The organism is Streptomyces ardesiacus, assembly GCF_003112575.1.
GTDB classification, from domain to species: domain Bacteria; phylum Actinomycetota; class Actinomycetes; order Streptomycetales; family Streptomycetaceae; genus Streptomyces; species Streptomyces ardesiacus.
The window spans coordinates 81,454-94,171 of record NZ_BEWC01000003.1 but is presented as its reverse complement, the minus strand read 5'-3'; the positions used below and the strand labels follow the sequence as shown (position 1 = coordinate 94,171).

At 72.2% G+C, this 12,718-nt stretch carries 11 protein-coding genes and 1 riboswitch; all 11 genes read left to right on the top strand.

Going from position 1 to position 12,718, the window contains the following annotated elements:
- Positions 1–28 precede the first annotated feature (28 nt).
- The 11 genes from pkaE to Sdi02f_RS13275 all read left to right on the top strand — a co-directional run bounded on the left by pkaE (position 29) and on the right by Sdi02f_RS13275 (position 12,516).
- Positions 29–1,519, top strand: a complete 1,491-nt coding sequence (pkaE, locus tag Sdi02f_RS13325) for a serine/threonine protein kinase PkaE (RefSeq protein WP_391103634.1) — start codon at positions 29–31, stop codon at positions 1,517–1,519.
- A 222-nt stretch (positions 1,520–1,741) separates the two neighbouring features.
- Positions 1,742–2,389, top strand: coding sequence for a SurA N-terminal domain-containing protein (locus tag Sdi02f_RS13320; protein ID WP_031087014.1), 648 nt, complete (start codon positions 1,742–1,744; stop codon positions 2,387–2,389).
- Positions 2,390–2,465: 76 nt separating this feature from the next.
- Positions 2,466–3,443: a nucleoside triphosphate pyrophosphohydrolase gene (locus tag Sdi02f_RS13315; RefSeq protein WP_031087016.1), complete on the top strand. Its 978-nt coding sequence runs from the start codon at positions 2,466–2,468 to the stop codon at positions 3,441–3,443.
- Positions 3,440–4,747, top strand: coding sequence for a cytochrome P450 family protein (locus Sdi02f_RS13310; protein WP_030404376.1), 1,308 nt, complete (start codon positions 3,440–3,442; stop codon positions 4,745–4,747). Before Sdi02f_RS13315 ends, Sdi02f_RS13310 begins: the two co-directional genes overlap by 4 nt.
- A 143-nt stretch (positions 4,748–4,890) precedes the next feature.
- On the top strand, positions 4,891–5,925 hold the full coding sequence (locus Sdi02f_RS13305; protein ID WP_108933306.1) for a LysM peptidoglycan-binding domain-containing protein: 1,035 nt from the start codon (positions 4,891–4,893) through the stop codon (positions 5,923–5,925).
- Positions 5,926–6,108: 183 nt separating this feature from the next.
- Positions 6,109–6,275, top strand: a riboswitch (cyclic di-AMP (ydaO/yuaA leader).
- Between the two features lie 3 nt (positions 6,276–6,278).
- Positions 6,279–7,010, top strand: a complete 732-nt coding sequence (locus Sdi02f_RS13300) for a transglycosylase family protein (RefSeq protein WP_030404374.1) — start codon at positions 6,279–6,281, stop codon at positions 7,008–7,010.
- 272 nt (positions 7,011–7,282) lie between these two features.
- Positions 7,283–8,563 (top strand): phosphopyruvate hydratase, encoded by a 1,281-nt coding sequence (eno, locus tag Sdi02f_RS13295; protein WP_030404373.1) that lies wholly within the window; start codon positions 7,283–7,285, stop codon positions 8,561–8,563.
- A 98-nt stretch (positions 8,564–8,661) separates the two neighbouring features.
- Positions 8,662–9,144: an FtsB family cell division protein gene (locus tag Sdi02f_RS13290; RefSeq protein ID WP_030404372.1), complete on the top strand. Its 483-nt coding sequence runs from the start codon at positions 8,662–8,664 to the stop codon at positions 9,142–9,144.
- Between the two features lie 49 nt (positions 9,145–9,193).
- Entirely contained in the window at positions 9,194–9,733 is a 540-nt protein-coding gene (locus tag Sdi02f_RS13285; protein ID WP_030404371.1) for a DUF501 domain-containing protein, read from the top strand.
- Positions 9,730–10,671 (top strand): Ppx/GppA phosphatase family protein, encoded by a 942-nt coding sequence (locus Sdi02f_RS13280; protein WP_108933305.1) that lies wholly within the window; start codon positions 9,730–9,732, stop codon positions 10,669–10,671. The genes Sdi02f_RS13285 and Sdi02f_RS13280 overlap by 4 nt, the downstream gene beginning before the upstream one ends.
- A gap of 441 nt (positions 10,672–11,112) precedes the next feature.
- Positions 11,113–12,516, top strand: coding sequence for an NAD(P)/FAD-dependent oxidoreductase (locus Sdi02f_RS13275; RefSeq protein ID WP_037800503.1), 1,404 nt, complete (start codon positions 11,113–11,115; stop codon positions 12,514–12,516).
- Positions 12,517–12,718: the final 202 nt, after the last annotated feature.

Here is a 12,718-nt window from a genome sequence, read left to right as displayed (position 1 = left end):
AGGACGCGTCGTCGCCGGCCGGTACGAGCTGTCCACGCTCATCGGCCAGGGCGGCATGGGCCAGGTCTGGACGGCCTACGACCGGCGCCTGGACCGGCGCGTGGCGGTGAAACTGCTGCGCCCCGACAAGGTGGCGGGCGCGGAGGCCGACGAACTGCGCCGCCGCTTCGTGCGCGAGTGCCGGGTCACCGCCCAGGTCGACCACCCCGGCCTGGTCACGGTGCACGACGCGGGCAGCGAGGACGAGGACCTCTTCCTCGTCATGCAGTACGTCGACGGCGCCGACCTCTCCGACCACCTCGCCGAGCACGAGCCCTACCCGTGGCAGTGGGCCGTCGCGGTCGGCGCCCAACTGTGCGCCGTCCTCAGTGCCGTGCACGCGGTGCCGATCGTCCACCGCGACCTCAAACCGCGCAACGTGATGATCAGGCAGGACGGCACGGTCACCGTCCTCGACCTCGGCGTCGCCTCCGTCATGGACGCCGACACCACCCGCCTCACCCACACCGGCACCCCCGTCGGCTCGCCCGCCTACATGGCACCCGAGCAGGCCATGGGCGGCGCCGTCGGCCCGTACACCGACCTGTACGCGCTCGGCGTCCTGCTGCACGAACTGCTCAGCGGCGACGTCCCGTTCGCCGGTTCCACCGCGCTCGGCGTGCTCCACCGGCACCTGTACGAGCCCCCGCTGCCCGTGCGCCGCATCCGCCCGGAGGTCCCCGAGGCGCTCGAAACGCTGGTCCTGCGCCTGCTCGCCAAGGACCCGCAGCACCGCCCCGCCTCCGCCCAGGAGGTCTACGAGCACCTGTCGCTGCTGCTGCCCGCGCGCGGCGTGCCCACCGGCGGCCCCCTCGACCCCACCCGCCCCTTCGTGCGCCCGCACGCCCCCTGGCCCGACCGCGCCCGCACCCCCGCCCCGCAGCCGGCCCCGGCCGCGCCCGCCGCCGACGCCGGGAAGCCCGACGTCGCCCGCGCCGTCGACGACGTCAACCGCCTCCTCGGCGAGGGCCGCATCACCCAGGCCGTCGACGTCCTCGGCGCCATCCTGCCCGCCGCCGCCGAACAGCACGGCGAACGCTCCCCGGTCGTGCGCACCCTGCGCAAGCAGTACGCGGCGACCCTCATGAACGACGGCCAGTACCGGCGCGCCCTGCCCGAACTGCGCCGCCTCGCCGACGAACGCGCCGCCGAGGCCGGGCAGGCCGACCCGCAGTCCCTGCGCCACCGCCACGACGCCGCCCAGTGCCTGGAACAACTCGGCGAACCGGCCGCCGCCCTCGCCGAGTACCGCGCGCTGCTGCCGTACTACGAGAACCAGTACGTCGCCGGCGACCCCGACCTCGCCCACGACGTCCGCCGCCGCGTCGGCCACCTCCTGCTCGCCCTCGGCGACCGCGCCGCCGCCCACGACACGCTGGTCCGGCTGCTGCACGACGTGGACCGCGTCCACGGCCCCGGCCACCCGCTCGCCGCCGACGTCCGGCGCACGCTGCACTGGCTCGGCCGGATGCACGGCTGACGCGCGCCGCCGCCGCGCGGGCCGGGAGCGGGGCGGGCGTGGGCCGGGCGTGGGGCGCCTCGCCCGGTGAGGCACCGCCCGGCGGGGCGCCGCTCCGCGAGGCGGTGCCGGAAGTCCCGATGAATCGTTGGTCCAATGGGTTGGCCAGAGCCGGGCCACTGCCTAACATCGATCACCGCAAGACTTTGTGCACCGTCGCACAATCTCCAACGGGAGGTTCCCTTGCACCGCCGCCGTCGCTCCGCGCTCCTCCTCACCGCCGCGATCGCCGCCGCGGCCCCCCTGCTCACCGCCTGCGGCAACGACGCGCACCCGGGCGCCGCGGCCGTCGTCGGCGACCAGCGGATCACCGTCGCCCAACTGGAGAGCCGCGTCGACGAGGTCCGCGAGGCGCAGCGCGCCGCCGTCCCCGACGCCACCCAGTACGAGCAGGTCGTCGCCAGGACCGGCACCCTCACCCGCGACACCCTGCACGGCATGGTCCTCGACCGCGTGCTGCACCGCGCCGCCCAGGACGCCGGCGTGACCGTCAGCCGCAAGGAGGTCCAGCAGATGCGCGGCGCACTGGAGAAGCAGGCCGGCGGCCCCGAACAGCTCGGGACGGCCTGGCTCCAGCAGTACGGCGTCGCCCCCGAGCGCCTCGACGACAACCTCCGCGTCCAGCTGGAGGCCCAGAAGCTCGCCCAGAGCCTCGGCACCGACACCAGCCGCCCCGAGTTCTGGCAGGCCCTGTCCGAGGCCTCCAAGAAGCTCGACGTCGACCTCAACCCGCGCTACGGCACCTGGGACGTCCAGAAGAGCAGCCGCGTCGACGCGCGGACGCCCTGGGTGCGGGAGATCGCCCCCGCGGGCCCCGAGCAGCCGGCCTGACGCCGCCGGCCCGCGGCGATACGGCCCCCTGTGGACAACTCGGGGGGCCGTCTGCGGTGTGCGTTAGGTTCGGAGAGTGAACGCGAAGACCGCCGACCCGACCGTCCCCGACCAGGGCCGCATCGTCCTGCTGACCACCAGCCACCGGGTCGCCCCCGGCCTGCTGTCCTGGCCCGCCTGGCAGGCCCTGCGCACCGCCGACCGGGTCCTGTGCGCCGACGCGGCCCACCCGCAGCTCCCCTACCTGCGCGAGGCGGGCGTACGGGTCGACGAGGCGGCCCCCACCGCCGAGGAACTGGTGGCCGCCTGCGCCGGCGGCCGCACGGCCGTGGTCGTCGCCACCGGCGAGGGCGACCCCGCGCTCACCGACGGCCTCGCCCGCCTCGCCGGCTCCGGCCGCGTCGCGATGCCCGAGCTGGAACTGCTCCCCGCCTCCTACGACCTCCCGGGCGCCCGCCTCCTCGACCTCGTCCAGGTCATGGACCGCATCCGCCTCGCATGCCCCTGGTCCTCGCGGCGCACCCACAAGGACCTGGCCAAGTACGCCATCGAGGAGGCGTACGAACTGGTCGAGGCCATCGAGGACGGCGACCGCGACGAACTGCGGGAGGAACTGGGCGACGTCCTCCTCCAGGTCGTCTTCCACGCCCGCATCGCCGAGGAGGACCCCGACGCCCCGTTCTCCGTCGACGACGTGGCCGGCACCCTCGTCGACAAGCTGATCCACCGCCACCCCCACGTCTTCGGCGACGAGACGGCCACCACCCCCGAGGAGGTCCGCGCGCACTGGCTGCGCACCAAGGCCGCCGAGAAGCAGCGCACCTCGGTCACCGAAGGCGTCCCCGTCGGCCAGCCCGGCCTCGCCCTCGCCGCCAAGCTCCACTCCCGCGTCCGCACCGCGGGCCTCGACGTCCCCCTGCCCACCGGAGAGGGCATCGGCTACGACCTCCTCGCCCTCGCCACCCGGGCCGAGGCCGAGGGCACCGACCCCGAGGCGGCCCTGAGAGCGGCGGCCCGCGCCTACCGGGACGCGATCAGGGCGGTCGAGGGATGACCGGCCGCGCACCCGTCTCCGGCCCCGCCCCCGAGCTGTTCACCTGGGAGTTCGCGAGCGACCCCTACCCGGCGTACGCCTGGCTGCGCGACCACGCCCCCGTGCACCGCACGCGGCTGCCCAGCGGCGTCGAGGCCTGGCTGGTCACCCGGTACGCCGACGCGAAGCAGGCCCTCGCCGACCCCCGGCTGTCCAAGAACCCGGCGCACCACGACGAGCCCGCGCACGCCAGGGGGAAGACCGGCATCCCCGGGGAGCGCAAGGCCGAGCTGATGACCCACCTGCTGAACATCGACCCGCCGGACCACACCCGGCTGCGCCGACTGGTCAGCAAGGCGTTCACACCCCGCCGGGTGGCCGAGTTCGCCCCCCGGGTGCAGGAGCTGGCCGACGGCCTCATCGACCGGTTCGCGGAGACCGGCTCCGCCGACCTGATCCACGAGTTCGCCTTCCCGCTGCCCATCTACGCCATCTGCGACCTGCTGGGCGTCCCCCGGGAGGACCAGGACGACTTCCGGGACTGGGCGGGCATGATGATCCGTCACGGCGGAGGGCCGCGGGGCGGGGTCGCGCGGTCGGTGAAGAAGATGCGCGGCTACCTCGCCGACCTCATCCACCGCAAGCGCGCCGCGCTGCCGCCCGAGCCCGCCCCCGGCGAGGACCTCATCTCCGGCCTGATCCGCGCCTCCGACCACGGCGAGCACCTCACCGAGAACGAGGCCGCGGCCATGGCCTTCATCCTGTTGTTCGCGGGTTTCGAGACCACGGTCAACCTCGTCGGCAACGGCACCTACGCCCTGCTCACCCACCCCGAGCAGCGGGAGCGGCTGCAGACGTCCCTCGCCGCCGGGGAGCGCGGCCTGCTGGAGACCGGCGTCGAGGAACTCCTGCGCTACGACGGCCCGGTGGAGCTGGCCACCTGGCGCTTCGCCACCCGCCCGCTGAGCATCGGCGGGCAGGAGGTCGCGGCGGGCGACCCCGTGCTCGTCGTCCTGGCCGCCGCCGACCGGGACCCGGAGCGGTTCACCGACCCGGACACCCTCGACCTCGCCCGCCGGGACAACCAGCACCTCGGGTACGGCCACGGCATCCACTACTGCCTCGGCGCCCCGCTCGCCCGGCTGGAGGGGCAGACGGCGCTGGCCACGCTCCTCACCCGGCTGCCGGACCTCAGCCTCGCCGCGGACCCGGCCGAACTCCGGTGGCGCGGCGGCCTCATCATGCGGGGTCTGCGCACGCTGCCCGTGTCGTTCACACCGTCCGCCTCGTCGGCCGGCAACGGCCGGGCGTCCACGCAAACGTGACACGCGCTCAACTTTGTGATCTTCACGTGATCTGCGCGGCATGAACTTGTGACAAGTGATGATCTCCCTATACGTTCACGGATCAACGTGGTGTCGAGCGTCATCCGCCGCGTGGCCCCCGTCGTCTCGTGAAAGGTCCTCGCATGCTCTCCGGGAACGGTCGTCACCGTCGCCCCCGCCAGGCTCCCGCCCTGGTCGTCGCCGCCGGAGTGACCGGCTCCGCCATCGCGATCCCGCTGCTCGGCGCCACCGGCGCCCACGCGGCCGGTCCGGGGACCTGGGACCAGGTGGCCGAGTGCGAGACCGGCGGCGCCTGGAGCCAGAACAGCGGCAACGGGTACTACGGCGGCCTCCAGCTCTCCCAGGAGGCCTGGGAGCGCTACGGCGGCCTCGACTACGCCCCCAGTGCCGACGAGGCCAGCCGCTCGCAGCAGATACGCATCGCCGAGAAGATGTACGCGGACCAGGGCATCGCCGCCTGGCCGACCTGCGGCCTGCTCGCCGGCCTGGGCAACGGTTCGGGGACCACCGGCGGCTCGGACGCGACGGGTGACGGGGCGTCGGAGGGCTCGGGCACCTCGGGGAAGACGGACGGTGCCGAGTCGTCCCCGTCGTCCGGGACGCCCAGGACCACCGGAACGCCCGAGTCGTCGCAGTCGCCCGAGTCGTCCCCGTCGGCGGACGCGGAGGGCTCGACCGGTGCGCAGGAGACTCCCGAGTCGGCGTCCGGAGCGCCCTCTTCGTCCCCTTCGCCCTCTTCTTCGCCGTCGTCCGGCTCCCCTTCCGGGACCGCGTCCCAGGATGCGGATTCCTCCACCAAGTCGGACACATCCACTGATTCCGACCCGGGTTCCCGGGCCGAACAGCCGGGCGCCGAAGGGTCGTCCGGCTCCGGCCGGCACCGCGGCGACAGTGCGGACGAGGGCACCGCGGACCGGGGCCGTACCGACGGCTCGGCGGGGCGGCACGCCTCGCGCGACGGCGAGCCCCGCGAGGTCGAGGACGGCTCGTACACGGTCCGCTCCGGCGACAACCTCTGGGCCATCGCCGACTCCCTTGAGCTCGACGGCGGATGGCGCGCGCTCTACGCCCACAACAAGAAGGTCGTCGGCGCCGACCCGGACCACATCCTCCCCGGTCAGACGCTCACGGTCGCGGGCGAATCGGGCGAAAAGTAGGGGGAGTTCACGTCACGGTTAGAGACTGTATGTCCCTTTTGGATCTCGTGAGAGATAGGTCTCAGAAGCCGTGATCGTCTTTGAAAATCCGCGGAGCGCGTGTCTACGGTCATGACCGCTCGCCACCGCGGGCCCCGACAGCCGCAACGCCGAATCCTGCCAGCGGCCGTACGGGAACAGTCGTCGCGTCAAGCGCCGCAGGCAGGAGCGGGGGACCCAAGGTAAGCGCCGCACCGGGCAGTTGAGCCGGAGCGGCTAGGGGTGAAGCCGAGTTCCGCGAGGAACCCGGCCGGGCAACTCAACCGGCCCGAACCCGACAGCTCACCTCGCAGGCGTCGGTGAGGGGATCAACCATGCTGTTTTCCGGCAAGGGCAAGCACCGTCGTCCGTCCAAGGCCACCCGTGTCATCGCCGTCGCCGGTGTCGCCGGTGCCGCCGTCGCCGCCCCGCTGATGGCGGCCGGCAACGCCTCCGCCGCCACCGCGTCCGAGTGGGACGCCGTCGCCCAGTGCGAGTCCGGCGGCAACTGGTCCATCAACACCGGCAACGGTTACTACGGCGGTCTGCAGTTCTCCGCCTCCACCTGGGCCGCCTACGGCGGTACGCAGTACGCCTCCACCGCCGACCAGGCGAGCAAGGCCCAGCAGATCCAGATCGCCGAGAAGGTGCTCGCGGGCCAGGGCAAGGGCGCCTGGCCGGTCTGCGGCACCGGCCTGTCGGGCGCCGCGTACACCGGTGGCGGCTCCCAGGACAGCGGCTCCGGCAGCTCCCAGAGCGGGCAGAGCCAGAGCAGCGGCTCCACCGCCGAGCGCTCCACCGAGCAGAAGGCCTCCCGCTCCTCCGAGCGCCCCGCCCCGCAGCAGAAGAGCGAGCCGAAGGCCGAGAAGAAGACCGTCACCACCCCGACCGGCAAGAAGGTCGAGAAGGGCGACGGCGAGTACAAGGTCGTCAAGGGCGACACCCTCAGCTCGATCGCCGACGAGCACGACGTCAAGGGCGGCTGGGCGAAGCTGTTCAAGCTGAACGACGACATCGTCGACGACGCCGACCTGATCTACCCGGGCCAGATGCTGCACCTCAAGTAAGAGGCGCGGCTCCCGCGACTCCCGCCCCGGTGCGTGTTCCCCCGTACGCACCGGGGCGGGATTTTTCACGTCCCGTGCCCGCGGGGGCGCCGTCCGGTTTCCGGAAACGTCTTTGTTCCGTTCGGAAACAATTTACTCTCGGTTCTGTCCAGCGGGTGGGCGATCGGCTGGCCGATCGCCCGGAGCCGGTTAGGCTCGGTCCCGCAGAGCCGCCGCGGTCCCGCGGGACCCGCGCGTCACACCGAAGCGTCACATTGAAGAAGGAGATGCTCGTGCCGTCCATCGACGTCGTCGTAGCCCGGGAAATCCTGGACTCCCGAGGCAACCCCACGGTCGAGGTCGAGGTCGGCCTCGACGACGGCAGCACGGGGCGTGCCGCCGTTCCGTCCGGCGCCTCCACCGGTGCCTTCGAGGCCATCGAACTCCGTGACGGCGACCCGGGCCGTTACCTCGGCAAGGGCGTGGAGAAGGCCGTCCTCGCCGTCATCGAGCAGATCGGCCCGGAGCTGGTCGGCTACGACGCCACCGAGCAGCGCCTGATCGACCAGGCCATGTTCGACCTGGACGCCACCGACAACAAGGGCTCGCTCGGCGCCAACGCCATCCTCGGCGTCTCCCTGGCCGTCGCCCACGCCGCCTCCGAGGCGTCCGACCTGCCCCTCTTCCGCTACCTGGGCGGCCCGAACGCGCACCTGCTGCCGGTGCCGATGATGAACATCCTGAACGGCGGCTCGCACGCCGACTCCAACGTGGACATCCAGGAGTTCATGATCGCCCCGATCGGCGCGGAGTCCTTCTCCGAGGCGCTGCGCTGGGGCGCCGAGGTCTACCACACCCTCAAGAAGGTCCTGAAGAACAAGGGCCTGGCCACCGGCCTGGGCGACGAGGGCGGCTTCGCCCCGAACCTCGGTTCCAACCGCGAGGCCCTCGACCTCATCCTCGAGGCGATCAAGGAGGCCGGCTACACCCCCGGCGAGCAGATCGCCCTCGCGCTCGACGTCGCCGCGTCCGAGTTCTACAAGGACGGCTCCTACACCTTCGAGGGCAAGGAGCGCACCGCCGCCGAGATGACCGAGTACTACGCCGAGCTGGTCGAGGCGTACCCGCTGGTCTCCATCGAGGACCCGCTGTTCGAGGACGACTGGGACGGCTGGAAGACCATCACCGCCAAGCTCGGCGACAAGGTCCAGCTCGTCGGCGACGACCTGTTCGTCACCAACCCGGAGCGCCTGGCCCGCGGCATCGAGGAGAACTCGGCCAACGCCCTGCTGGTCAAGGTCAACCAGATCGGTTCGCTGACCGAGACCCTGGACGCCGTCGAGCTGGCCCAGCGCAACGGCTTCAAGTGCATGATGTCCCACCGCTCCGGCGAGACCGAGGACGTCACCATCGCCGACCTGGCCGTCGCCACCAACTGCGGCCAGATCAAGACCGGCGCCCCGGCCCGCTCCGAGCGCGTCGCCAAGTACAACCAGCTGCTGCGCATCGAGGAGATCCTCGACGACGCCGCGGTGTACGCCGGCCGCAGCGCGTTCCCCCGCTTCAAGGGCTGATGGCCCGGTAGAAGGCAGCGTCGTACGTACGTCCCCGTACTCGGTCCCGTACCGTGTGCGGGGACGTACGCACGTGTGGACTGAAGGCGGGGACAGGCATGGCGGTGAAGGACCGGGACCGTTTCTCCACCGCGACCAGGATCCGGATCATCGGGGAACAGACCGCGGCCCGGGTCTACCGCTCGCAGACCAGGCGCCAGGCGCGGCGCTCCCGGCTGACCGGCCGGGCCGCGCTGCTGGCGATGGTGCTCTGCTCGCTCGTCGTGGCCCTCGCCTATCCGATACGGCAGTACGTCGCCCAGCGCGCCGAGATCGCCGATCTGAGGCAGCAGCAGCGCGAGGCCCGGCAGCGGGTCGAGGAGCTGCGCGACCTCAAGGCACGCTGGCAGGACGACGCCTACGCCGAGCAGCAGGTCCGGCTGCGGCTGCACTACGTGATGCCGGGGGAGACGGGGTTCGTCGTCGTCGACCCGGACGGGGCCGAGCAGGCCCGCGCCGACGCCGGCGCCGCCGACCGGCCCTGGTACCGCAACGTGTGGGACGGGGTCGACAAGGCCGACGCCGCCGCCGTCCGGCAGTGAAACGACCGCGCCGGCAGTGACTCAACAGGAAGACCAGCAGAAGACAGTCATGCAGACTCCCCCGCCCACCACCCCGCGCACCGAGCCGACCGACGCGGACGTGGCGGCCTTCAAGCAGCAGCTCGGACGTCCCCCGCGCGGTCTGCGCGCCATCGCGCACCGCTGCCCGTGCGGACAGCCGGACGTCGTGGAGACGGCGCCGCGGCTGCCCGACGGCACGCCCTTCCCCACGCTGTACTACCTGACGTGCCCGAGGGCGGCCTCCGCCATCGGCACGCTGGAGGCGAACGGCGTGATGAAGGAGATGACCGAGCGCCTGGCCGCCGACCCGGAGCTGGCCGCCGCCTACCGCGCCGCGCACGAGGACTACGTCCGGCGCCGCGACGAGATCGAGGAGCTGACCGGCTTCCCGAGCGCGGGCGGCATGCCGGACCGCGTGAAGTGCCTGCACGTGCTGGTCGCCCACTCGCTGGCGGCCGGTCCCGGCGTCAACCCGCTGGGCGACGAGGCGATCGCGATGCTGCCCGAGTGGTGGCGCAAGGGGCCGTGCGTGACGGTCCCCGGGACCGAGGGGGAGGACGCCCAGTGACCCGGGTCGCCGCCATCGACTGCGGAACGAACTCCATCCGGCTGCTGGTCGCCGACGCCGACCCGGCCACGGGCACGCTGACGGACCTGGACCGGCGCATGACCATCGTGCGGCTCGGCCAGGGCGTCGACCGCACCGGGCGGCTGGCGCCCGAGGCGCTGGAGCGGACCTTCGCCGCCTGCCGGGAGTACGCCGAGGCCGTCAAGGCGCACGGTGCCGAGCGGCTGCGCTTCGTGGCCACCTCCGCCTCCCGCGACGCGGAGAACCGGGACGACTTCGTGCGCGGGGTGCTGGACATCCTGGGCGTGGAGCCGGAGGTCATCTCGGGCGACCAGGAGGCCGAGTTCTCCTTCACCGGCGCCACCAAGGAGCTGACCGGCCGCGCCGACATCGACCGGCCCTGCCTGGTCGTCGACATCGGCGGCGGCTCCACAGAGTTCGTCGTGGGCGACGACCACGTGCGGGCCGCCCGCTCCGTGGACGTCGGCTGCGTGCGGATGACCGAGCGGCACCTGGTGCGCGACGGCGCGGTGACCGACCCGCCCACCGAGGCGCAGGTCGCGGCGATGCGGGCGGACATCGGGGCCGCCCTGGACCTCGCGGAGCAGACGGTGCCGCTGCGGGAGGCGCGCACCCTGGTGGGTCTGGCCGGCTCCGTGACGACGGTGTCCGCGATCGCGCAGGAGCTGCCGGAGTACGACTCGGCCGCCATCCACCACTCCCGCGTCTCCCGCGACCGGGTCCGTGAGATCACCGACTGGCTGCTGCGCTCCACCCACGCCGAGCGCGCGGCGGTCCCCTCCATGCACCCGGGCCGCGTCGACGTGATCGGTGCCGGCGCCCTGGTCCTCCTGTCGATCATGGAACGCACGGGCGCGCAGGAGGTCGTCGTGAGCGAGCACGACATCCTCGACGGCATCGCGTGGTCGCTCGCGTAGGGCGTTTCGCGGCGGTGGCCGGACGGCCGCGCGGCGGCCGTCTGAGCAGGACCGACGACGAGTGAGCGGGTGCCGGGGGGTCTCGCGGGCCCCCCGGCGACATTCCGTCGGCAAAGTTCGTGAAGTTCTTCACAAGGAATTGGGCCCCGTCGGACGACGAAGGCGCGCCCGTTGACCCTTTTGGGGTTTCAACTGCCCTTTGAACGTGTTCAGTACGGTGTCGCGAGCGCCCCCGGCACGCGCCTCACGAAAGGGTGGTCCACCGTCCCGGCGGCGCGGAGGTGCAGCTCAAGAGGCATGGACAACGGGGAGCCCCCGCCGCCGGTTCCGTCCCGCACCATGATCTCCGTCACTTTGGCGGCGGATGGTAGCACAGCCTCCACCGAACCTTGTGAAGGGGCGCACGATCGACCCCCCTGGGTCGGGTGGATACTCGATGCCATGAGCACCACGGAGCGTCCCAGGATCCTCGTAGTAGGCGGTGGGTACGTAGGCCTGTACGCAGCTCGACGCATCCAGAAGAAGATGCGTTACGGCGAGGCGACCGTCACCGTCGTCGACCCGCGGTCGTACATGACCTACCAGCCCTTCCTCCCCGAAGCCGCCGCCGGCAGCATCTCCCCGCGGCACGTCGTCGTCCCCCTGCGACGCGTGCTCCCGAAGGCGGAGGTCCTCACCGGCCGGGTCACCACCATCGACCAGGACCGCAAGGTCGCCACCGTCGCGCCGCTGGTCGGCGAGGCGTACGAGCTGCCCTTCGACTACCTGGTCATCGCGATGGGCGCGGTCTCCCGCACCTTCCCGATCCCCGGCCTCGCCGAGCAGGGCATCGGCATGAAGGGCATCGAGGAGTCCATCGGCCTGCGCAACCACGTCCTGGAGCAGCTCGACAAGGCCGACTCCACCACCGACGAGGAGATCCGCCGCAAGGCGCTCACCTTCGTCTTCGTCGGCGGCGGCTTCGCCGGCGCGGAGACCATCGGTGAGGTCGAGGACATGGCCCGCGACGCGGCCAAGTACTACAACAACGTCTCCCGCGAGGACATGCGCTTCATCCTCGTGGACGCCGCCGACAAGATCCTCCCCGAGGTCGGCCCCAAGCTCGGCCAGTACGGCAAGGAGCACCTCGAGGGCCGCGGCGTCGAGGTCTACCTGTCCACCTCCATGGACTCCTGCGTCGACGGCCACGTGGTGCTGAAGAACGGACTGGAGGTCGACTCCAACACCATCGTGTGGACGGCCGGCGTCAAGCCCAACCCGGCGCTGGCCCGCTTCGGCCTGCCGCTGGGCCCGCGCGGTCACGTCGACACCCAGGCGACCCTCCAGGTCCAGGGCACCGACTACATCTGGGCCGCGGGCGACAACGCCCAGGTGCCCGACCTCGTCGGCCGCAAGGCGGGCAACGAGAACGCCTGGTGCCCGCCCAACGCCCAGCACGCGCTGCGTCAGGCCAAGGTCCTCGGCGACAACGTCATCTCCGGCATGCGGGGCTTCCCGCAGAAGGAGTACAGCCACGCCAACAAGGGCGCGGTGGCGGGCCTCGGCCTGCACAAGGGCGTCGCGATGATCGTCATGGGCAAGATGAAGATCAAGCTCAAGGGCCGTCTCGCCTGGTACATGCACCGCGGCTACCACGGCATGGCGATGCCGACCTGGAACCGCAAGATCCGCGTCTTCGCGGACTGGACGCTCGGCATGTTCCTCAAGCGCGAGGTCGTCTCCCTCGGCGCGATGGAGACGCCGCGCGAGGAGTTCTACGAGGCCGCCAAGCCGGCCCCGAAGCCCGCCGCGGCGAAGGCCGCCGACGACAAGCCGGCCGAGAAGACCGAGGCCAAGGCCTCCTGACCCCGGCCGCTCGCGGCAGTACGCGCAGCAGGAGCAGTTCCCCGAAGGGGCCGTCCGCCATCCGTGGTGCGGACGGCCCCTTCGCGCTGCGCCGTTCGGCCGACAAATCCGTTGGTGTGTACAGCTATTTTGCCGAGTCGTAACGCGCGCCGGGGACTGTACGGCGGGCTCCCAGGTGTTTACGTGGTGTTGGACATTCCGG

Excerpts from the sequence above, each read along its gene's own strand:
- Sdi02f_RS13285 (WP_030404371.1), top strand. The coding sequence starts at position 9,194 with ATGCAGACTCCCCCGCCCACCACCCCGCGCACCGAGCCGACCGACGCG.
- Sdi02f_RS13290 (WP_030404372.1), top strand. The coding sequence starts at position 8,662 with ATGGCGGTGAAGGACCGGGACCGTTTCTCCACCGCGACCAGGATCCGG.
- Sdi02f_RS13275 (WP_037800503.1), top strand. The coding sequence starts at position 11,113 with ATGAGCACCACGGAGCGTCCCAGGATCCTCGTAGTAGGCGGTGGGTAC.
- Sdi02f_RS13310 (WP_030404376.1), top strand. The coding sequence starts at position 3,440 with ATGACCGGCCGCGCACCCGTCTCCGGCCCCGCCCCCGAGCTGTTCACC.
- Sdi02f_RS13300 (WP_030404374.1), top strand. The coding sequence starts at position 6,279 with ATGCTGTTTTCCGGCAAGGGCAAGCACCGTCGTCCGTCCAAGGCCACC.
- Sdi02f_RS13305 (WP_108933306.1), top strand. The coding sequence starts at position 4,891 with ATGCTCTCCGGGAACGGTCGTCACCGTCGCCCCCGCCAGGCTCCCGCC.